Genomic DNA, 21,402 nt, shown 5'->3' with positions numbered 1-21,402 from the left:
TCCCGCATTGACCGGCACCTTCGGGTGCCGGTATCTCGTTGAGAGCATTGGAGAGATCGAGTGGCAGTAAAGGTATTGGTGGTGGACGACTCTGGTTTTTTTCGCCGCAGGGTCACCGAAATTTTGAAATCGGATCCGACGATAGAGGTCGTGGGAACGGCCAGTAACGGTGCGGAAGCGGTCGAGAAAGTGTCAGCCCTGAAGCCAGATGTGGTCACTATGGACTACGAAATGCCCGTTATGGACGGCATTACCGCGGTTCGTAAAATTATGGCCCGCTCCCCAACCCCTGTTTTGATGTTCTCTTCCCTTACCCACGAAGGGGCGCGAGTGACACTGGACGCCCTGGAAGCGGGTGCCGTCGACTTCCTGCCAAAAAACTTCGAGGATATCTCGAGAAACACCGACAAGATCAAACGGGTCCTGTGTGATCGGGTTAAAACCGTTGCACGCAGCATGAGACGCAGTGCCGCACCGGCGACCCAGGCGGGGCCAAGGCCGACGGCAAGCCGCCTGGGAGCGGCCGCCCCAGCGGCTTCGCAACAGGCTGGTGCACCTGCCAGGCCGGTGGTCTACAACCGTGGGGCAGCCAAGCACAAGCTACTGGCGATCGGTACCTCTACCGGTGGGCCGGTGGCACTGCAGAAGGTGCTCACGGAGCTGCCGGCTAACTTTCCAACCCCTATTGTGCTGATTCAACATATGCCGGCTACCTTTACCCATGCTTTTGCTGAGCGGCTGAATCGCCTTTGCAAAATCACTGTCAAGGAAGCCCAGGACGGTGATCGTCTGCAGCCCGGTGTCGCGCTGTTGGCGCCAGGTGGAAAGCAGATGATGATCGACTCCCGTGGGGGGGTGGTAAGGATTCTTCCCGGCGATGAGCGCCTGAACTACAAGCCCTGTGTGGACATCACTTTCGGCTCGGCAGCCAACGCGTTTGGTGGAAAAGTCCTGGCCGTGGTTTTAACCGGTATGGGGGCGGATGGGCGCGATGGAGCCCGCCTGCTGAAGTCAAAAGGTGCAACGGTCTGGGCCCAGGACCAGGCAAGCTGCGTTATTTATGGGATGCCAATGGCGATAGTCAATGCGAATCTGGCCGATGCGGTGCTGTCGCTGGATGATATCCCGTCCCGGTTGGTGGAGGCGATTTAAACATGGACCTGTTAAGCGTCGTAGGGCTACTTCTGGCGCTGTTTGCCGTTCTCGGTGGTAACTATCTTGAAGGTGGTCACATTGAGGCCCTGCTCAACGGGCCGGCGGCGGTGATTGTGTTTGGTGGCACTATTGGTGCCGCCTTTATCCAGACCTCAGGTGCCACCTTCCGTCGTGCGCTGGTGATCCTGAACTGGGTTTTTTTCCCGCCTCGGGTGGATATCGCGCAAGGGATCTCCAAGGTTGTGAACTGGAGTATGACGGCACGAAAAGAGGGGCTGCTGGGGCTGGAGACCATCGCTGACGCAGAACCGGACCCTTTTGCGCGTAAGGGGTTGCAGCTGCTGGTCGATGGCAGTGAGCCTGAGGCGCTGCGCAGTGTTCTGGAGGTTGACCTCTATTCCGCCGAAAACAAGGATATGCATGCCGCTAAGGTGTACGAGTGTATGGGCGGTTACTCTCCCACCATCGGCATCATCGGGGCGGTCATGGGGCTGATACATGTTATGGGAAACCTGGCCGATCCTTCCCAGTTGGGAGAGGGGATCGCGGTTGCTTTTGTGGCAACCATCTATGGGGTGGCCTTTGCCAACCTGTTGCTGCTTCCTATCGCGAACAAGCTGAAATACATCGTCCATCAGGGCTCCCAGTACCGGGAGATGATGATTGAGGGGATTTTAGCGATTGCTGAGGGGGAGAACCCCAGGGCCATCGAACTGAAGCTGCAAGGCTTCCAGGGTTAGTGTGATCTATGGCGAGAAGACGGCAGCAGCAGGAGCATGAGAACCTGGAGCGTTGGCTGGTCTCCTACGCTGACTTCATAACGCTTTTATTCGCCTTCTTTGTGGTCATGTACTCTATTTCCTCGGTCAATGAGGGGAAGTATAAGATTCTGTCGGAAACACTGGTGGGGGTATTCAACCAGCCCCCCCGCAGCGTCGATCCCATCCAGGTAGGTGAGTCACGGGTCCGTGATCAAAAAAGCAACGACGATATGATCGCTATTCCCCACGGTCAGGACGTGGCCATTAACCCCATAGAGGGGGGAGACAAAACCTTTACCGAGGAGGAGGCCACGGAAAACCTCGAAGTGATCGGTGATAACCTTAAAATAGCGTTTAGCGAGCTGATCGCAGAAGAAAAGATCAGCGTCACCGGCAATGAGATGTGGGTCGAGATAGAGATGCCAGCCAGTTTGCTGTTTGACAGCGGAGATTCGATCCCCAAGAACCAGGCGTTCGATATTCTTCGGCGGGTAGCCGATATCATTAAGCCCTTTCATAACCCGGTTCATATTGAGGGGTTTACCGATAACCGGCCGATCAATACCGACCGCTTTCCAACCAACTGGGAGTTGTCCGCTGCACGTTCGGCGGCAGTGGTGCGGATGCTGGCCAATTATGGTGTCGACCCAGGCCAGTTGGCGGCTGTTGGCTATGGAGAGTTTCAGCCCGTTGCATCCAATGCGGCCCCAGAGGGGCGGGAGCGCAATAGGCGGGTCGTTCTGGTGATCTCCAAAAACCTCGATATTCGACGCGCCATCAACCCCATTGGCGTCGAGCGTGCCACGCAGTACGAAGGGGTGCTTCGAGAACGCTTCGCTCCTCCGGCGGCACCCGCTCAATAAAACGGTCCTTCAGCAGGAGCTCTGTGACATAGTTGAGAGAGCCCCCCTAGATCCATTTTTGGGCATGGATTTTGCTGGATAGCAATAGGAGTGCTTTCAAACGACAAAAAAACGGCAGGTTGATGAAGTTGGTGGGTTATCGTCAATTTTTGGCTGTTACGGGGAACTAGGGTGGCGCTGTGAGAATTTGGTCCGTATCGAATCAAAAAGGGGGGGTGGGTAAGACCACAACGGCCGTTGCGTTGGGCGGCCTGCTGGCTGACCGTGGGCAGCGCGTCTTAATCGTCGACCTTGATCCACACGGCTCGATGACCAGTTATTTTCGCTATGACCCTGACTCGATTGAGAGCAGTAGTTACGACCTCTTTATGCATAAAGGCGAGATACCCGAAGGCCTTCCTGCCAGTGTAATCAAACAAACCAGCTCTCAAAATCTCGACCTGATGCCTGCCAGCACGGCGTTGGCGACCCTGGAGCGGCAGATGACCGGGCAGGGGGGGTATGGGCTGGTACTGGCTAAATCCCTGGCCTTGTTGTGGGATCGCTATGACTACGCTCTCATTGATACCCCCCCTCTGTTGGGCGTGCTGATGGTGAATGCGATGGCAGCCAGTGAGAAGCTGTTGATTCCCGTGCAGACCGAGTTTTTGGCCCTCAAGGGGCTGGAGCGTATGGTCCATACCCTGACGATGGTCAATCGGTCCCGAAAGCGCGAGCTACCTTACCTGATAGTGCCCACCATGTTTGATCGGCGGACCCAGGCGGCCTTAATGGCGATGAAAACCATACGCAGTCAACACGCGAAGCATGTATGGCAGGCTTATATACCGGTAGATACCCGGCTTAGGGATGCCAGTAGGCAGGGGGTGACACCCTCTGCGTTTGACCCGGAATCCCGTGCAGTAAGGGCGTACCAGCACCTGCTGAAGGATCTTTTGATGGCGGCCATTGCAGAGCCTCGTACTGCAACCGGTTAGCAGGATACAATAGGCGGAAGCCGGTAAGGGATGGACGCCTGCGGTTGTAAGGCGTATTTTCTAAACTTCCCGTTACCTTGGCCGATGAATTGAAGGAGCCCTGGATGAGGGGCATTGAGTCTTTAGGCGGAATATGAGTCAGCAGCAGTTAAAAGTAGCGGTCACTAAACCTCAGGAAGCGATTCAGGAGTATCTGGATGGGTTGCTTCAGGATGCGACTGCCCGTGCGCTGATGCTCGACGAGGCGGTTGCCCCGCAGGAGGTGGTTGAGGTAGTAAAGGAGGTCGAGCTCCCCACCCCCTCCCTTGAAATCACTCCTCAGGTTAAAGAGGAGCCGGTAGCAGTAGTGGAATCTGCTCCCACAGCAATAGGGCGACCGGAGTGGTCTCGGCAGCGGTTTGAGTGTCTTCTGTTCAAGGTTGCGGGTCTTAAGCTGGCGGTGCCACTGATTGAGTTGGGCACCATTTATCCGCTTGATGAGCCGTTAACACCGCTCTTTGGGCAGCCGGACTGGTTTTTAGGTTTGTACAAGCACACCGGCAAAAGCATTCGGGTTATGGATGCCGCTAAGTGGGTTATGCCGGAGCGTTACAGCCCAGAGCTGAATGAGGGGCTTAAGTACATTATTTCGCTTAAGGGCTGTGATTGGGCTTTAGCCGTACATGACGTTGCAGAGGCGATCCAGCTGGATCCGGATGCGGTTCGCTGGAGAACCGAGAGGGGAAAACGCCCCTGGCTGGCCGGTACGGTTATTGGCGAGATGTGCGCCCTGCTTGATGTCGAGCGCCTCAGTAGCCTTATTTGCGAGGCGGAATCAAATGGTAATGCAATGCGAGCAAATTAAGCATTTAAAAAAACTTTAGTTTATAGTTAGGGGTATGCACGGAATTAGGGCATTCCCGTCAATTAAAATCAGGATAGAGACCACGCTATGTCGACACATACCGCTTCACAAGGAACAGATGATCCCATCCTGCAGTGGGTAACCTTTCGCCTAGACGACGAAACTTACGGAATTAACGTAATGCAGGTACAGGAAGTTTTGCGTTACACCGAGATCGCACCTGTACCCGGAGCTCCCCAATACGTATTGGGAATTATTAACCTGCGCGGTAATGTAGTCACCGTGATCGACACCCGCCAGCGGTTTGGCCTTCCTTATGCCGAAGTAACGGAGAACACCCGTATCGTCATTATTGAGGCTGAAAAACAGGTTGTAGGTATTCTTGTGGATGCCGTTGCCGAAGTGGTTTATCTGCGTCAATCCGAGATTGAAACGGCACCCAATGTGGGTAACGACGAAAGCGCCAAGTTTATACAGGGTGTTTGCAACAAAAATGGCGAGCTGCTTATCCTTGTCGAGCTGGACAAGATGATGAGCGATGAGGAGTGGGCTGAACTCTCCGACATATAAACAAAGCCCCGGCGCTGGGAGGTGCGCGATGGATGATGTTACACCAATTATCGTAGACCCTTCCCGTCGTATCCGCCCCACAGAGAAGGGACGCCCACCCAGAGAGCGTCCCACTCCTGAGCAAGAGCAAGAGCACCAGGATGAGGAGCATAACTCTGCTGAGGAGAATTCTGCTGAAGAGAAGTCTGCTCAGGAGAAGTCCTCTCGCGAGCGAGATCCTCTTGGTCGTTTGCATATAGATGAGTATGTCTAGCCTGAACCTTAGCCTCCTGATACCCCTTCTCGCGGTCCTCTTGTTTGGAACCGTGGGCGTCTATTATTACCGCCGAGCCATAGGAGCCCAGCGAGAGCAGGTTGAGCGCCTCAACAAGCGTATCGATATGCTTGAGTCTGACCTGAGGGCAGTGGGAGCCGGCGCCATTGGTGTAGGGCAGCGCCTTATCAAGGTTGAGCAACGGTTGAGCGTCACCATCGACAAGCAGGAAGCCCTGGAGCAGCGGGACCCGTCAAAGGTTTCTTACACAGAGGCGGGAAAGCTGTTTGAGATGGGGGCGTCGACCGAAGACGTGATGGAGAGTTGTCATATCTCGGTAGCGGAAGCTCGTTTGATAGAGTTGATGCACCGTAAAAACAGCAGCGGTAGCTGATCAGGCAAAGGCGTAGCTGTTCTTGCCCGACTTTTTCACTTTGTACATAAGGTTATCTGCGAGACTCATCAGCTCTTCCGCATCGCCTGCAGAGTCAGGATATAACGCGATGCCTATACTGGCGCCAATATGAGCTTCACTCTGGAGTTGGAAGGGTTGGCTGAGCTTATCCAGTAAGCTTTGCGCCACCTGTGCTGCCCCATCCGCCTGCTGAATCGCTGGCAGTAACACCACGAACTCGTCCCCACCGATACGAGCTACGGTGTCGGATTCACGCAAACTTTTCTTTATTCGCTCGGCGACCTCCTTGAGGAGCTCGTCGCCTGCATCGTGCCCCAGTGTGTCGTTAACCGCTTTAAAGCCGTCGAGGTCGATGAATAAAAGGGCCACCTTTTGCTGGTTACGCTTGGCAATTGCCAGCGACTTGGAAATACGGTCCCAGAGCAGGCGCCGGTTGGGCAAGCCGGTAAGGGTATCATGAGTAGCCAAGTGGCGAACCTCCTCCTCGGCCAGCTTGCGTTTTATTATCTCTTTGCGTAGTCGACGGTTCCAGAACAGAACTACAGCCAGAATCAAGGCAGCAATGGCGCCTACTTTTAACCGTTCAATCCAGAGGTCGCCCTCATCAATTCCCTGTTGAATCCTGAGAGCAAGCCATTTTTTGCGAAGCTGCCTCAGCTTGCCGTCATCGCTGATGGTAATAACGCGATTGATCATGTGCGTGAGTTCGGGCCAGTCACTACGGATGGCAAATTTTACCTGGTCGTCTTTTAGCTCGGGTATGCGGTGCAGGTTGATTCCATCTATGCCATTCTCCTGTATGTACTGGGAGAGTGCAGAGAGGCTTCCTGCATAACCCTGAACCTCGCGGTTGATGACCTTGTCCAAACCGGCTTTGATTGAGCTGACATTGGTAATGCTAACCCCTGGATAGTCCAGGAGCTGCTCGGTGATGGCGGTGCCGGGAATAACAGCCAGGCTCTGTCCCTCCATTTCCTCGACACTGCGAAGAGCAACCTGCTGATCGGGTGTTGCGATCACCCAGGGGGTCCGTTTGTAGGTGAAGGAGTAGTTGACGGGTGCCTGGCTGTGTTCGCTTCCACCGACATCGGCGACCATATCCACCTCACCGTTAGTGATCGCCTCCAGGCTACTCGCCGAATCTTCGTAAAAACGGGTTTCAAAACGGACCGGTAGATAGTCACCAAGCAGCTGAATCAGCTCCTTGTTGAAATTACTGTTCTGGGCGGTGGTTGAATCCCCTTCGGGTAGCCCCACCCTGATCACCGGGTTATTGCTGATCCAGGCCACACCTTCCGGGCTCACGGAAAAGCGATAGGAGCCTGTATTGTAAAAGTGATCCTGTGGGTTGGGGAGCCACTTCTGCTCCAGTTGCCCCAGCTCCTTGGGCGTGATCTTTTCCATTCCTTCGCGAACCCTGGTCGCCAGCTCTGTTCGGTGTCTGGGAACCGCCGCAAGAAGGAGATCATCCAGCAGGGAGTCGCTGAGTAGTCGGTAGTGCTGCCCGCTGTTGGCCCGGTGGCCGGTCGGGTCGTTGATGACGGCTGTGCTGCTGACAAAGGCCTCTAGCCCGGATTGCATGTAGGCAGTAAACGGCTCCTGGGTTGTAAAGCTTAAACCCGGCTCGTGCTGCAACAAGAGGGCGCGAAGGTGAGGGGCGTTATACATCGCAATGGGGGTGCCAATCAGGTCCGCGAGGCGGGTCGCGCCGGAGGATTCAGGTACGTATACACCCAGCTTGATCGGTAATAACACCGTGGGATAGTTGAGCAGGCTCATCCGTTCGGGCAGCGGTGAGAAGGTAACCCCTACAATATCGGCTAACCCCCGGATAACCATCTCCTCGCTGTGGGTCGGCTCCATGGGCAGAAAGCGAACCGAAACCCCTGTCTTTTGCCCCCAGAGCCTCCACAGGTCAGGAAGGAGCCCCAGGCTTTCACCCTCGGTTGTGGTTGTGGCGTAGGGTGGTGCCCACTGAGGCAGGGTAATGATCAGGTCTTCATCGTTGGGCGACACCCCCCCCCATACGGCAACAATGGAGCGTAGGCGCTTAGGCTCAAGGCGCTTGAACCCCCGGTTGATTTCGCCTAGGAGGACGTCGTTCCCCGCCCGTATCCTTGCGCTGCGTCGGTTATTGGCGATTTTCATTCCACTGTTGAGATGAAACGAAAGCTTCTCGGTGCGCAGGAGGAAATTGGTGGCGATCTGTCGCCCGATCGCTACCCGGTAGTCGCCCCGCCGAGCCGCCTCTACGATCCGCTCTGTGCCCTCAAGCCCGTCGTAGGTATAGCCCTCTGGAATCGCTAGCGTGGGCAGGTTGAGCGTCTTGCTAACAGCGATTCGGTAGGGGCGGATCTCCTCCCAGCCCTGAATTTTACCCAGCGTTGCGTGGGTAAACAGGTAGACAGGATCATCAACGGCGAACCGGGTTTCGATCAGCGACTGGCCGTAGCCGTACTGCGGATCCATGCCCGCCAGCACATCGGTATCGCCGGCCAGAACCTGCCCGATAGCCTGGGGGTAGCTGGCGCTGACAACAAATTCAATCTCGCGCTGGTTGACCCTCCCCCAATAGCGCCACAGTTCCACCATCAAGCCTGCGGGTGTCCCGTCCGGCTGGATAAAGGAGTAGGGAGGGTCGAGGTCTACAATGCTGACCCGTAGCGGGGCGTCTGCATGTGCTGATCCGCTGGCAAGGGATAACAACAGTTGCAAGCTCAATCCGAGAAGCAGGGCAGGGTAATTGGAAAACAGGTGGCGCAGGCTCATTGGCTAAGTTTATGCATTTTAATCCATTGTGCACAGTGTGACCGAGCTGTCAGCAATAAAAAGGCCTCCACCTGGGAGGCCTTTAAGCAACGGATAACAGTGACGCTTACAGGGAGAGGCCTGGCGCCAACTGAGCCGGCATGGCGAGCCTGTCCGCTTCCAGTGAGGCCACCGGATAAGCGCAGTAGTCCGCCGCGTAATAGGCGCTGGCACGATGGTTGCCACTGGCACCGATTCCACCAAATGGCGCTGCGCTGCTGGCTCCTGTCAACTGCTTGTTCCAGTTGACGATGCCGGCCCGGCTGCGCTTGAAGAAGTGATCATAGCGCTCGCGGCTGTCACTCAGCAGTCCCGCGGAGAGCCCGTAGCTGGTCCGGTTCGCCATATCGATCGCCTGATCGAAGTCGTCATAGCGGATCAGCTGGAGGAGGGGACCAAAATACTCCTCGTCGGGCAGTGCTTCTATGGTGGTTACGTCTATCAGTGCAGGAGAGATCATCGCGCTGTGATCATCAAGTCGCTTGCCCTCAACGAGCGCCTCAGCGCCCATCGAGAGCAAGCGGCTCTGGGCTGCCAGGATTCCCTCGGCGGCGGCCACCGAAATCAGCGAACCCATAAAGGGCTGTTCTTCGGCATCGTACACGCCCACCCGAATCTTTTTGATGGCGTTAACCAGCTGGCTGACAAAGCGGTCACCTTGCCCAGTGCGCGGTACATAAAGGCGTCGGGCACAGGTACAGCGTTGGCCAGCGGAGATATAGGCTGACTGCAGGGTCTCATGCACGGCCGCATCGATATCAGCCACCTCGTCAAGAATCAGTGGGTTGTTGCCCCCCATCTCGAGTGCGAGGATCTTTCCGGGCTGGCCCGCAAACTGTTTGTGCAGCAGGTGGCCGGTGGCCGAGCTACCGGTGAAAAAGAGGCCGTCGATGCCGGGGTTTCCCGCCAATGCGATGCCGGTCTCCTTCTCTCCCTGAACCATGTTGATCACGCCCGCTGGAAGCCCGGCTTTTTGCCAAAGTTTCAGGGTTTTCTCCGCGACCCTTGGGGTCAGCTCGCTGGGCTTAAAAACGACAGTATTGCCCGCCAGAATGGCCGGAACAATGTGACCATTGGGCAGGTGACCGGGGAAGTTGTAGGGGCCGAACACTGCAACCACCCCATGGGGCTTGTGGCGCAGCACGGAACGCCCAGCCGGGACCTCGGACTGCTCTTCTCCCGTACGCTCATGGTAAGCCTTAATGGAAATAGCGATCTTGCCGATCATTGCGGCAACCTCGGTGCGGGTTTCCCACAACGGCTTCCCCGTCTCCTCGGAGATGGCCAGAGCCAGCTCCTCACGATGGGCATCGAGCTGCTCGCCGAAGTCTTTAACCACCGCTTCACGCTCTTCAAATGGACGTGAAGACCAGTCGTAAAAAGCTTCACGAGCGGCGTTAACCGCGTCATTAACCTGCTGTTCAGTAGCCCCGTGTCCTTGCCAGAGCGAAACTCCTTTGGCAGGGTTATAAGAGGTAAAGGAGGGCCCCTGTCCGTCAATCCACTCGCCGTTAACAAATAAAGAATTGCTCATGTTTACCTCCTAAGCTTGGATGACAAACGTACCACTCGCACAGCATCGCCCTCTTCAACCTGGAGGGCGGCGGCCGTTTCTGGGTTGATGTCTACCACATTATGATCACCGGACAGCTCTACCAGCGTGCAGCGGAAGTTTTTCAGGTCGGTATTGGACATCAGGTAGGTTTCTCCGCCCTCAGGGGCGTCGGAAATATTGACCTTGGCATAATGGCTCTCGCGTACGGCACGGATGTCCATAACCCGGGTTTCGATGGTGGGGCCCGCGTCGAAAATGTCCACATAACCCTCATTACGGAAACCCTCGCTCTCCAGCATCATGCGGGCGGGCAGGGTGTTGTCGTGGACCTTACCGATCACCTCCTGAGACTCCTTGGGAAGCATATTGGTGTAGATCGGGTGGCGGGGCATCAACTCGGCAATAAAGGTCTTGTCACCCAGGCCTGCCATGTAAACTGCATCCGCAAAGTCCATGGAGAAAAAGTGGCGTCCCAGCCCCTCCCAGAAGGGAGAGTGGCCGTTTTCGTCTGAGTAGCCGCGCATTTCGGCAATGATGTGGGTTGAAAAACGCTTGGGGAATTCGGCCAGGAACATAAAGCGGCTCTTGGAGAGCAGGCTGCCGTTCTTGCTGTGGCGGTAGTCGGGATCCAGAAACAGGGTGCAGACTTCGGAGTACCCGGTATGGTCGTTGCTCAGGGTGAGGGTGCGCACGGCGTTATGAACCCCCAGCTGCCGCGATGAGTGGACCAGGGTGCCCACCCGGTAGTTATACCAGGGCTGGCTCAGGCCTACCGCGGCCTCGATACCACAAATACCGGCCACTCGACCATTTTCTGTGTCCTCAAGGACGAACAGGTAGGTCTCCTCTCCGGGGGTGGTTACCACCTTTTCGAAGGCCTCCAGAGAGCTGTATATTTTTCCCCGAACCTGACCCTCATTGGGTTGGAGGGAGGTAAATCCGGCGCCGGTTTTTTCTGCCAGCGCGTATAGCTCATCGTAATCATCGGAATGAATGGGTCGGATTACCATCATAATTCATCTTCACCTCTAAGAGGTGCCTCCTCGTTGAAGGAAACGCTGGCTACCAGCTGTGGTGCGAGCAGTCGTTTCTTGTTGCTTTAAGTTGCGTTCTCAGGCGGAAGAGCTATCCGCCCGGGTATCAGTTTGTTTTTGTTGCTGCCGCTAATGAGTGGCAGGGAGTTATCTGGATCGGGTCATCAGGGCCGATATTAAGCGCCGCCATCTGCTCAGTGGTCAGTTGAGGGGCGAGGGGCGACAGGGTTGCAATCAGGCAGCGGTAGTCACTAAATCCGCAGTTACTGACCAGGCTGGGAACCCTCTCATCGCTACCGTGCCTGCCGACGCTGGCGGTTGTTCGCCGGATCTGCTGGAAGGTGGCGATCTGGTCGGTGTCGATCTCGAGTGTGGGACCGCCGTCGAAAATATCGATATGGTCCGAGAAGCTGAACCCCTCCATCTCCAGCAGCTGCTTGTTGCTGGCGATGTCGCTACGCGGTTTACCCAGGGAGTCCTGTGCGGTCTTGCCCAGCAGTGGGATATAGATGGGTTGCTGGGGCATCAGGGAGGCGATAAAGCCTTTGAAGTTAATGCCGGCCAGAAAGGTGGCCCGGGACAGCTCCATGCTAAAAAAGTGGCGCCCCAGGCTTTCCCAGAACGGGGATTTCCCCTCTTCATCGAGGACACCCTGAAGCTCAGCGATACAGCGCTTGGCCAAAAGGGAGCGGTGTAGCGCCATAAAGAGCAGACGGGCGCGGGAGAGGAGCTGGTGGTTAAGGGCGTTGCGATGCTCTGGCGCCAAAAAGAGGGTACAGAGGCGACTGCTACCGGCCAGGTCCTGGCAGATGCTCAGTGTGCCGACCGTATTGCGGATCTGCAGCTGCTTCGACGTATGGGTAAACTCCGCCATGCGGTAGCTGTAGAAGGGGGAGGTGACCCCAATTCGGGTCTCGATACCGCTGATTCCCAGCAGCTCTCGGCTTTCCGTGTTTTCCAGCACAAAGTGGAAGCTTCGCGGGTGGGCTTCGTCCTCTGCTCGCAGGGATTGGCGTGTAGCGCCGATCAGGTCATTCAGGTGCTCACGGTGCGCGGGCAGGGTCGTCAGGCTGCCACCCGATACCACCGCCAGGCGCTCAAGCGCCGGCAGGTCATGGTAGTCGATGGGCCGAATAACGAGCATAGAGTCTCCGCGTCTTTAAAGTTCTGGTCGCCTAAAGCCCTCCAGGTTGCGTTCGGATCGGGTTGGCGATGAATTGGAGGCCGGTTGGATGGACGCAGTGTGATCGCGCGAGCAGGCGACTGCCATGCCAAGGGCCAGCAGACATTATTTCCTAAAAGGAGGGGGCGTCATAGGTCACAACTGTTGTCTTTGCGACCTCTACTATTCCCTTTCTGACATGCGCGGGATCGGCAGGGCTGCCAATCCTGAAGGCAGCCCTGCATCCGCCTTATCAGGCGTCGGGACCCGCCGCTACTACTTCAGCGACGGCTTTTGCCAGGCCGGCCATTCCTGCGTCGATATCCTCATCGGGGATGACCAGCGAGGGGGCCATGCGCAGCACGTTCGGGCCGGCTACCAGAACCATGGTGCCCTGCTCGCGCGCGGCCGCTAGGAACTTGGCGGCCTTGCCCTCCCAGGTGCTGTTGAGTGCCGCACCGATCAGTAACCCCTTGCCACGAATTTCGCTGAACACATTGTGCTCGGCGTTGATGGCGTTGAGGGCCGCAACAAAGCGCTCACGTTTGGCTTTAACTCCGTCCAGCAGTTGGCGGTCGTTGACGATCTCCAGCACCTTGCTGGCCACCGCGCAGGCAAGTGGGTTGCCGCCGTAGGTGCTGCCATGCGTGCCCACCACGAAACTCGCCGCGATTGCCTCGGTGGTCAGCATGGCACCGACCGGGAAGCCACCGCCCAACGCCTTGGCGGTGGTCAGGATGTCAGGGGTGACGCCGGTGTCCATATAGGCGTAGAGCTCGCCGATGCGGCCAACGCCGGTTTGAACCTCATCAAATACCAGCAGCGCGTTGTACTTATCGCACAGGGCACGGGCGCCTTTAATGAACTCCGGGTCGCCGGTAATGATGCCGCCTTCGCCCTGGATGGGCTCCATCACCACGGCGCAGGTGTTGTCGGAGATGGCCGCTTCCAGCGCTGCCAGGTCGTTAAAGGGAAGGTGGGTGATCCCTCCGGGGGCGGGCTCGAAGCCTTCACGGTACTTCTGCTGGCCACCGACGGAAACGGTGAACAGGGTGCGACCGTGAAACGCCTGGTGGAACGCGATGATCTCGTGCTTTTGTGCGCCGTAGTGGGTGAAGGCGTGACGACGAGCCAGTTTGAACGCCGCCTCATTGGCTTCGGCACCGGAGTTGGCGAAGAAAACACGCTCGGCAAAGGTGGCTTCGGTCAGCTGGCTGGCCAGCTTGAGAGCCGGTTCGTTGGTGTAAACATTGCTCAGGTGCCAGAGCTTGTCAGCCTGCTCCTTGAGGGCGCTTACCAGCTCGGGGTGGCAGTGGCCCAGGGCGTTAACCGCGATACCGCCGGCAAAATCGATATACTCCCGGCCCTCCTGATCCCAGACGCGAGAGCCTTCGCCCTTGACCGGAATGATCGCCTGTGGGGCATAGTTGGGGACCATTACCTGATCAAAGGTTTCGCGTGTATAGGTTGACTGAGTCATTATCTGTTCTTCCTCCTGTTATTGGGTGACTTCGTGGGTCAGGAAAACTGTCTCAGTTCCCTGATCGCAACGGACAACATGGCGAGGTCGCGATTAGGACTGGACTGAATGTCGGCCAGAATAGACTGGCTGCGTTGGAACTGTGCTGCATTTGACGCCAGCCACTGGTCCAGCACGGCTGACGTGCTCATGCTGCTATCAGCACTGCTCAGGACCGCGGTGCTGGTGGTGCGAAGCAGGCGGTCAAGTTCGTCGGCCAGGGTAGCGCGTGCCTTACGCTGCCACTGGTTAGCCACCGGCAGCTCCTGGACTCCGGCTCTCAGCCAGTGCAGCTGCAAGCGGTTGTTGAGGTCAAAGAAGATCTCTGCTGCGCGCTCAAGCTGCCCCGGTTTGCTGGCACCGACAGCAGCAATATCTAGGCTGTAGTAAAGATGATCGAGTATCGCATAGCGGCGGGCGAGGTCAGGATCCAGGCCCGCCTCCGTGAGCTCGCCGACCTGGGATTCGATCTTCTGCAGGTCCTCACCCTGAAGGTAGTCCCCCAGACGTGCGTTCAGCATCTCGACCGCGGGGTGGTATTCACCCTGCAGCGATTCCAGGTCGCTGATGGTGCTGTTGTTGCGCAGAATCCACAGGGTGGCTCGCTCGGTTAGCTGCTGTAGGCGGAAGAAGAGGCCGGTCTGCAAGCTGTGGCTCAGCCCACTGCTGATAGCTTCCAGTTGGCTCCAGAGGGTGTCGATGGAGAAGATCGCCCGTGCAGCGCTATAGGCGCGCACAATATCGGCGGTGTCGCGGTTGCTCTCTTCGCCAATCTGGGACCAGAAAGTGGGGCCCATGGAGTTACCAATTTCGTTGGTCAGGTGGGTGGCAATAATCTCGGCCCGCAGCGGATGGGTTTCGAGCAGCGCCTGGTAACGTTCGCTGAGCGCTTTCGGGAAGTACGCGACCAGTCGGTGTCCTAGGGCCGCATCGTTGCACACATCGCAGGCGAGCAGTTCTTCGTAGAGCTTCATTTTGCTGTAAGCCAGCAGTACCGAAAGCTCTGGGCGACTCAATCCTTCGGACTGGGCTTCGCGTTCGTGCAGCTGCTCATCGCTGGGCAGGAACTCCAGCTTCCGCTTGAGGCGTCCCTCACGTTCGAGTTGGTTGATCAGCCGCATGTGATCACCAAGCTGGCTGGAAGCGAACTGGTTAGCCAGGCTCAGGATGCGAGCCTGCTGGTAGTTGTGCCTCAGTACCAGCCTGGCCACATCCTCGGTCATACTGGCAAGCAGCTCGTTGCGCTGCTTGAGGGTCATATCGCCGTTGGCCAGCACCTGCCCAAGCATAATCTTGATGTTGACCTCATGGTCAGAGCAGTCGACGCCGCCGGAGTTATCGATGGCGTCGGTGGTAACCATGCCGCCGCGGCGGGCAAACTCGACCCGACCAGCCTGGGTAAAGCCCAGATTGCCCCCTTCACCAACGACCTGGCAGCGCAACTGGCTGCCGTCGACCCGCACTGCATCGTTGGCACGATCGCCGGCGTCGGCATGGGTTTCGTGGGAGGCCTTAACGTAGGTGCCGATACCGCCGTTCCAGAGCAGGTCGACCGGTGCCTGCAGCAGCAGCTGCACCAGTTCGCTGGGGGTTAGCTTCTGGCGATCGATATTGAGTGCTTCACGGGCCGCTTTACTGAGGGTGATCGACTTCGCAGAACGCTCGTAGATGCCGCCGCCTTTGGAGATCAGCTTGGTGTTATAGTCACTCCAGCTGGAACGGGGCAGGTCGAACAGGCGCTTGCGCTCCTCCCAGGATGTCTCCGGCTGAGGATCGGGGTCGATAAAGATATGCATGTGGTTGAAGGCTGCCAGCAGTTTGGTCTGGCGTGATAGCAACATCCCGTTGCCAAACACGTCGCCGCTCATATCGCCAATACCAACGCAGGTAAAGGGCTCGGCCTGGCAGTCACGACCCTGCTCTTTGAACAGTCGCTTGACCGACTCCCAGGCACCGCGGGCGGTGATGCCCATCTTCTTGTGGTCGTAACCGAAGGAGCCGCCGGAGGCGAAAGCGTCGTCGAGCCAGAAGCTGTACTGCTGGGCGATCTCGTTGGCGATGTCCGAGAAGGTGGCGGTACCCTTGTCGGCAGCCACCACCAGGTAGGGGTCATCCTCGTCGTAGCGCTGGGTCAGCTGCGGGGGAACCACGCTGTTGTTCTGCAGGTTGTCGGTGATATCCAATAGCCCGCGGATAAAGGTGCGATAGCAGTGAATGACTTCGGCCTGCACCTCTTCGCGGGAACCGTTGGCGGGCAGCTGCTTTGCAACAAATCCGCCCTTGGCGCCGGTGGGAACGATGACCGCATTCTTCACCATCTGGGCCTTGACCAGCCCCAGTATCTCGGTGCGGAAATCCTCGCGACGGTCGGACCAGCGCAGTCCACCCCGGGCCACTTTTCCGCCTCGCATATGAACACCCTCTACCCAGGGCGAATAGACAAAAATCTCATATTTCGGCCGCGGCAGGGGAAGCGCGGGTACCTGTTCCGGGTCGAGCTTGAACGATAGGTAGCTCTTGGGCTGGCGCTGCTCATCGAGTTGGTAGTAGTTGGTGCGCAGCATGGCGTTGATAACGCTGAGGAAGTGACGCAGGATGCGATCCTCATCCAGGTTCGCCACCTCGTTGAGGGCGTCAGTGATCTGTTTGCGAAGCTCGGCAGCGGTCTCCTCCGTGGACTCCTGATGCGGGGCAAACCGGGTCTCGAAAAGTTCCACCAGCAACGCGGTGATTGTGTGGTTGCGGCCCAGGGTCTCTTCCATGTAGGTCTGGCTGAAGGAGACCTGCGCCTGGGTCAGGTACTTGCTGAGGGCCCGTACGATCACACACTGGCGCCAGCTCAGTCCGGCGCTGATGATCAGGCTGTTGAAACCATCGTTTTCCAGCTCGCCGCGGTAGGTGCGGGCAAAGCACTGCTGGAACTGCTCCTTGAGCTCGGGGTCATCAAGGTCACGCTCGCTGGATACCGAAATCTGGAAGTCGAGGATCCAGAACTGTTTGTCGCCGGCGCTGCGGATCTTGTAGGGGCGAGCGCTGAGAACCCGCACTCCCATATGCTCAAGGATCGGCAGTACATCCGACAGGGCCATGGTGTCACCCTGCCCGACAACCTTGAAGTGGAGTTCGTTAAAACTGCCCAGGGGGCGGCTGAGGTGGGTGGAGATCGGGCGCTCGGGTGTGATGGATTCGATGCGGTGGATATCCGAGACCGCGCGGTTCGGGCTGTGATCATCCCGGTAGGCGGCCGGGAAAGCGTTTCCGTAGACGTGATTCAGGTGGTTACCATCACTTTCACCATCGGTGGCGATCAGGGCAAGGTGCAGGTGATCCTGCCAGGAGAGCATCGCTTCGCGCATGCGCATCTCCAGCTCCTCAATGCTGACCTCCGAATCGCTGCAGTTTTCGCAGTGAACCGTGATATGGACGTGGGCGGTCAGCTGTTCAGAGAACTGGACATTGAACTCGCTGTTGTAGCCCTTGAATTCATCCATAAGGATCGACTGCAGTTGCTGGCGCAGTTCGGTGTGGAATCGGTCCCTGGGTACCAGCACCAGAGCGGTCACGAAGCGGCTGAAGATATCCTTGCGCAGGAACAGCCGTAGCTGGCGACGTGACTGGTTCTCGAGAATTCCGGTCAGGGTCTCTTCCAGTTTTTCAGCACTGGCCTGCAGCAGCTCGTCCCGCGGGTATTGGGAGAGGATATGTTGCAGGGTTTTTCCCTTGTGACTATTGGGGGTGCAGCGGGCCTGCTGCATGATGTAGCTGGCTTTCTGTCTTACCAGGGGGATCTCCTGGATGGGGGAGATATAGGCGGCAGAGGCGTAAAGGCCAAAAAATCGCCACTCACCCACCATGTTCCCCTGCTTGTCAAAGTGCTTGATGCCCAGGTAGTCCAGGTGCGAAGGTCGATGGATCGTTGAGCGGGTGGTGGACTTGGTGATGGATAAGAGGGTGGGCTTAAGCATCTGCTCACGAATGTGAGGCGCTAACTTATTTTTAAGCTGGGTGTTTTTCCCCATGGAGCGAAAAGTGCCCAGGCTACTCTTCTCGTCGATCTCCATGAACACTTCACCGTCATTGTCGCGGTGCAGTGTGTAGTAACGGGAGCCAAGAAGGGTAAAGTGATCGTCCAGTACCCACTTCAGGAAGGCGAGCGTTTCCGCTTTTTCCTCCTTGCTAACCGGCAGCTTGCTGGATTGGGTAATTTTGATCACCTCTTGCAGTTTTGCGCGCATCGGCTCCCAATCGTTCACCGCTTCGCGCACATCGCGAAGAACCTCTGTAAGGGCGATCTTCAGCTCCTGCTGTTTCTTGCGTAACCCCTGCTGGTCAACCTCGATGCGGGTAACGGCCTCACGGATCACCCCTTTTTCGTTGGTGTCATGGGGGAAGACATCCAGCAGTTGGCCATGATCGTCACGTTTGCAGGCCACCACCGGGTGGGTGATGCGGTGCAGGGAGAGCTCGCGGCGCATCAGCTCCATGGTGATGGAACTGACCAGGAAGGGCATATCGTCGGTGATCACCTCGATCACAGTGTGGGGGCAGTGCCAGCCGTGCTCCTCAAAGCTCGGGTTGTAGATACGGATCTGGGGCTCGCCGGGTACGCGCTGGTGAATGCAGTCCCACAGGCAGAGGAGGGCGCCTTCAAGCTCGTCCAGGGGGGTGCTGATCAGGTCGCGGGAGATGCTTTCGCGAAAGTAGAGATCCGCCAGCGCAGAGACAGGCTTTCGATGTTCAAAGGGGAGTTTGTCGTGAATACGCTGTTTTAGCTGGTCGATGGTATCGAGCTTTTGTTGCTTTAGATTGCTCATGGTTTTCCCGGTCGATGGAAACAATGAAAAATACGCCGTCCTGTAGGCCTGGCGCACGAAAAGATCATGCTGAGCCAGATTATCAGTTAAACGCTACCCTAGTGGTAGCAAGGAAGTTTTAGGAAAGCGACCTTGAGTTGTTGGCAGATGACATTTGATCCTGGGTTGTTTTTGTGGGCAGGCTTGTGGTTCACTTTCGCGCTGGCTGGCCCGCCCTGACTGGCGATATCGATAGGAATCGCCCATGTGGATGTATAGATGAGCATCAATGAACCCACACAACACCCGCGCAAAGAGGGGGTAATACCGCGTCGCTACGGCTTTTTGCTGCTGCCCGGTTACTCACTGATTGCCTTTGCTTCGGCCATCGAAGCGTTGCGGATGGCGAACTGGGTCAGTGGTCAGGATCTCTACGAGTGTACCATGATCAGTCCGTATGGAGCGGCGGTCACCAGCAGCTGTGGCGTGGAGACCCGTGCGGATGGATCCCTCGAGCAGATGCCGGAATTTGACTCCCTGATTGTCTGTGGCGCGAGTCCTGTGGCTCGCACCGGTAATGAAAGCGTGATTCGCTGGCTACGCCACCTTAACCGGCGCGGGATGGAGGTGGGCGGTATCGGTACCGGCAGCTATCTGCTGGCCTGTGCGGGGTTGCTCGATGGCTATCGGGCGACCATCCACTGGTGGGACCTGGGTAGCCTGCGTGATGAGTTTCCCAATATCAGCGTCTCCTCCAACCTGTTCGAGATTGACCGGGATCGCATTACCTGCGGCGGTGGCTCGGCGGCCATGGATATGATGCTGTTCCTGATCGGGCAACAGCATGGCCTGGAGATCGCTTCAGCGATCTCCGAACAGTTTGTCTGCGAGCGTATTCGCCCCCCCGAGCACCCCCAACGCATCCCCCTGCAGGCCCGGATCGGTACCAGTCACAACAAGCTGATTGAAGCGGTCAGCCTGATGGAAGCCAACATAGACGAGCCGCTGACCACCGACGACCTGGCTTTCCATGTGGGGGTATCGCGCAGGCACCTGGAGCGCTTGTTCAAGAAGCACCTGCAGAGCGTTCCCTCGAAGTACTACCTGCAATTACGGCTGGAAAAGGCGCGTCAACAGCTGCAACAGACCGAAGTGCCGGTGGCGGAGGTGGCGCGTATTTGCGGTTTTGCGACTGCATCCCACTTCAGTACTACCTATCGTAACCACTACGGCCTGACCCCCCGTCAGGAGCGCTCCGCCAAATTGGGTAAGGGGTAAGACTCAGGCGCCCCCTTCGTTAAAAGCTCGAATCACCTCTTCGGCGATGATATCCAGTCCCCGTTGTACCTCAGCCGGTGAGCGGGTGTAGGTCACCCGGATGCACTCGTGGCTATGCTGCCACTCCTCCTCCATGCCCGGGAAAAAGTAGTGACCCGATACCACCAGCACACCGCGTGCCTTGAGGCGGCTGTATAGCTCCAGGCTGCTGATCGGTAACCCCTCGAACCAGAGCCATAGAAACATCGCCCCCTCGGGCTTGTGGATGTGGAAGTTATAGCCCGCCAGGCGCTGGCGCAGGTGGTCGACTGCGACCTGCGCGCGCTGCTGGTAGAAAGGGCGGATCACGTTGTCACTGAGGCTCAGGATCGAGCCATCGCGGATCATCTCCAGCGCCAGCATGCTGCCCGCGCTATTGGGGGAGAGGCTGAGGATGGCATTGACCCCGGATAACGCCTTGATGACCTCCTCCCGGGCAATGACGATGCCGGTACGCAGGGCGGGCAGCCCCAGCTTGGAGAGGCTCAGGCAAAGGATAGTGTTGGGGTTCCACATCGGGGTAGCCGGCGTGAACAGCAGGTTAGGGAAGGGTTGCCCGTAAGCGCCGTCGATGATCAGGGGCACCTTCTGTGCCTGTGCCATGGCGTCGAGACGGGCGACCTCGTCGTCGGTAATGACATTGCCGGTTGGGTTGGTGGGGCGTGAGACACAGACCGCGCCGGTATGCTCGCCCAACTCCAGCTGGGAAAAGTCGACCCGGTATTTGAACAGGTTGCCCTCAAGCAGCTCGATATCGGGGCGGGTGGCGCTGAAGAAATTCTGGCTCAGGCCTGCATCGGCATAGCCGATGTACTCAGGGGCCAGCGGTAGCTGGATCTGGCGGGTTGTGCCGTCGCTGTAGGTACCGGCAAACAGGTTAAAGAGTATGAAAAAGGCGTTCTGGCTGCCGTTGGTGAGGGCGATGTTGTCGGTTGTCAGGCCCCAGCCAAAGCGGTTGTTCAGCAGTTTGACCAGCGCCTCGATAAAGTGCTTCTCCCCCTGGGGGGCGTCGTAGGTGCCGATCAGGCGCACGAACTCGTCGTGGTTGTCCAGTATACGCTGCAGGCGCCGCTTGAAGGCGCTCTCCACCTCCGGGATATGGGCCGGGTTTCCACCCCCCATCATGATCATCTCCTCACCACTGGCCAGCGCATTACCCAGGTCGTCCATCAGCGAGAGGATGCCGGAGTTGCTGGTGAACTTTTCACCGAATGCGGATAGTTTCATGGCTGGGCTACCTTGCCTGGAGTGGTTATGGAGAAGGGTTATTTGCTGCCGGCGATTGTATCAGAATTGGGGGGCGAGGGGAGCGAGGCCGCCCCTTGGAGCGGCGGCCAAAAAAGCGGCAAACTGAGTCGATGGCTGTTAAAGCTGGC

At 57.5% G+C, this 21,402-nt stretch carries 15 protein-coding genes; 8 read left to right on the top strand and 7 right to left on the bottom strand.

Features of this window, described 5'->3' with window-relative positions:
* Positions 1-60 precede the first annotated feature (60 nt).
* From D0544_RS07805 to D0544_RS07775, 7 genes are all read left to right on the top strand, one after another.
* Positions 61-1,152, top strand: a complete 1,092-nt coding sequence (locus D0544_RS07805) for a protein-glutamate methylesterase/protein-glutamine glutaminase (protein ID WP_125015406.1) — start codon at positions 61-63, stop codon at positions 1,150-1,152.
* Positions 1,153-1,154: 2 nt separating this feature from the next.
* Positions 1,155-1,895, top strand: a complete 741-nt coding sequence (locus D0544_RS07800; RefSeq protein ID WP_125015405.1) for a flagellar motor protein — start codon at positions 1,155-1,157, stop codon at positions 1,893-1,895.
* An 8-nt stretch (positions 1,896-1,903) separates the two neighbouring features.
* Positions 1,904-2,779, top strand: a complete 876-nt coding sequence (gene motD / locus D0544_RS07795; protein ID WP_125015404.1) for a flagellar motor protein MotD — start codon at positions 1,904-1,906, stop codon at positions 2,777-2,779.
* Between the two features lie 179 nt (positions 2,780-2,958).
* A complete protein-coding gene (locus D0544_RS07790; RefSeq protein ID WP_125015403.1) occupies positions 2,959-3,756 on the top strand; it encodes a ParA family protein in 798 nt (265 codons plus the stop codon).
* A gap of 133 nt (positions 3,757-3,889) precedes the next feature.
* Complete coding sequence (locus tag D0544_RS07785) at positions 3,890-4,600, top strand: CheW domain-containing protein (protein ID WP_125015402.1); 711 nt, start codon at positions 3,890-3,892, stop codon at positions 4,598-4,600.
* 87 nt (positions 4,601-4,687) lie between these two features.
* Positions 4,688-5,170 (top strand): chemotaxis protein CheW, encoded by a 483-nt coding sequence (locus D0544_RS07780; protein WP_125015401.1) that lies wholly within the window; start codon positions 4,688-4,690, stop codon positions 5,168-5,170.
* 245 nt (positions 5,171-5,415) lie between these two features.
* Positions 5,416-5,817 carry a DUF2802 domain-containing protein gene (locus D0544_RS07775; protein ID WP_164880866.1) on the top strand — a complete coding sequence of 134 codons (402 nt, stop codon included), beginning with the start codon at positions 5,416-5,418 and terminating at the stop codon, positions 5,815-5,817.
* Here D0544_RS07775 and D0544_RS07770 read toward each other — a convergent pair whose 3' ends face one another.
* From D0544_RS07770 to D0544_RS07745, 6 genes are all read right to left on the bottom strand, one after another.
* Positions 5,818-8,607, bottom strand: a complete 2,790-nt coding sequence (locus D0544_RS07770) for a diguanylate cyclase domain-containing protein (RefSeq protein WP_125015399.1) — start codon at positions 8,605-8,607, stop codon at positions 5,818-5,820.
* A gap of 106 nt (positions 8,608-8,713) precedes the next feature.
* Entirely contained in the window at positions 8,714-10,180 is a 1,467-nt protein-coding gene (astD, locus tag D0544_RS07765; RefSeq protein ID WP_125015398.1) for a succinylglutamate-semialdehyde dehydrogenase, read from the bottom strand.
* A gap of 2 nt (positions 10,181-10,182) precedes the next feature.
* Positions 10,183-11,214: an arginine N-succinyltransferase gene (gene astA, locus D0544_RS07760; RefSeq protein ID WP_125015397.1), complete on the bottom strand. Its 1,032-nt coding sequence runs from the start codon at positions 11,212-11,214 to the stop codon at positions 10,183-10,185.
* Positions 11,215-11,341: 127 nt separating this feature from the next.
* On the bottom strand, positions 11,342-12,379 hold the full coding sequence (locus D0544_RS07755; protein ID WP_125015396.1) for an arginine N-succinyltransferase: 1,038 nt from the start codon (positions 12,377-12,379) through the stop codon (positions 11,342-11,344).
* Positions 12,380-12,650: 271 nt separating this feature from the next.
* Positions 12,651-13,877, bottom strand: coding sequence for an aspartate aminotransferase family protein (locus D0544_RS07750; protein WP_125015395.1), 1,227 nt, complete (start codon positions 13,875-13,877; stop codon positions 12,651-12,653).
* Between the two features lie 38 nt (positions 13,878-13,915).
* Positions 13,916-18,730 (bottom strand): NAD-glutamate dehydrogenase, encoded by a 4,815-nt coding sequence (locus D0544_RS07745; RefSeq protein WP_125015394.1) that lies wholly within the window; start codon positions 18,728-18,730, stop codon positions 13,916-13,918.
* Between the two features lie 258 nt (positions 18,731-18,988).
* Here D0544_RS07745 and D0544_RS07740 point away from each other — a divergent pair, with 258 nt between their 5' ends.
* On the top strand, positions 18,989-19,987 hold the full coding sequence (locus D0544_RS07740; RefSeq protein ID WP_125015393.1) for a GlxA family transcriptional regulator: 999 nt from the start codon (positions 18,989-18,991) through the stop codon (positions 19,985-19,987).
* Between the two features lie 3 nt (positions 19,988-19,990).
* Here the strand turns inward: D0544_RS07740 and D0544_RS07735 are convergent, their stop codons facing one another.
* Positions 19,991-21,253 (bottom strand): valine--pyruvate transaminase, encoded by a 1,263-nt coding sequence (locus D0544_RS07735; RefSeq protein ID WP_125015392.1) that lies wholly within the window; start codon positions 21,251-21,253, stop codon positions 19,991-19,993.
* Positions 21,254-21,402: the final 149 nt, after the last annotated feature.

It is taken from the genome of Aestuariirhabdus litorea, assembly GCF_003864255.1.
Lineage (GTDB): Bacteria > Pseudomonadota > Gammaproteobacteria > Pseudomonadales > Aestuariirhabdaceae > Aestuariirhabdus > Aestuariirhabdus litorea.
The sequence above is the reverse complement of the archived record's forward strand: the minus strand, read 5'-3'. Positions and strand labels throughout refer to the sequence as shown.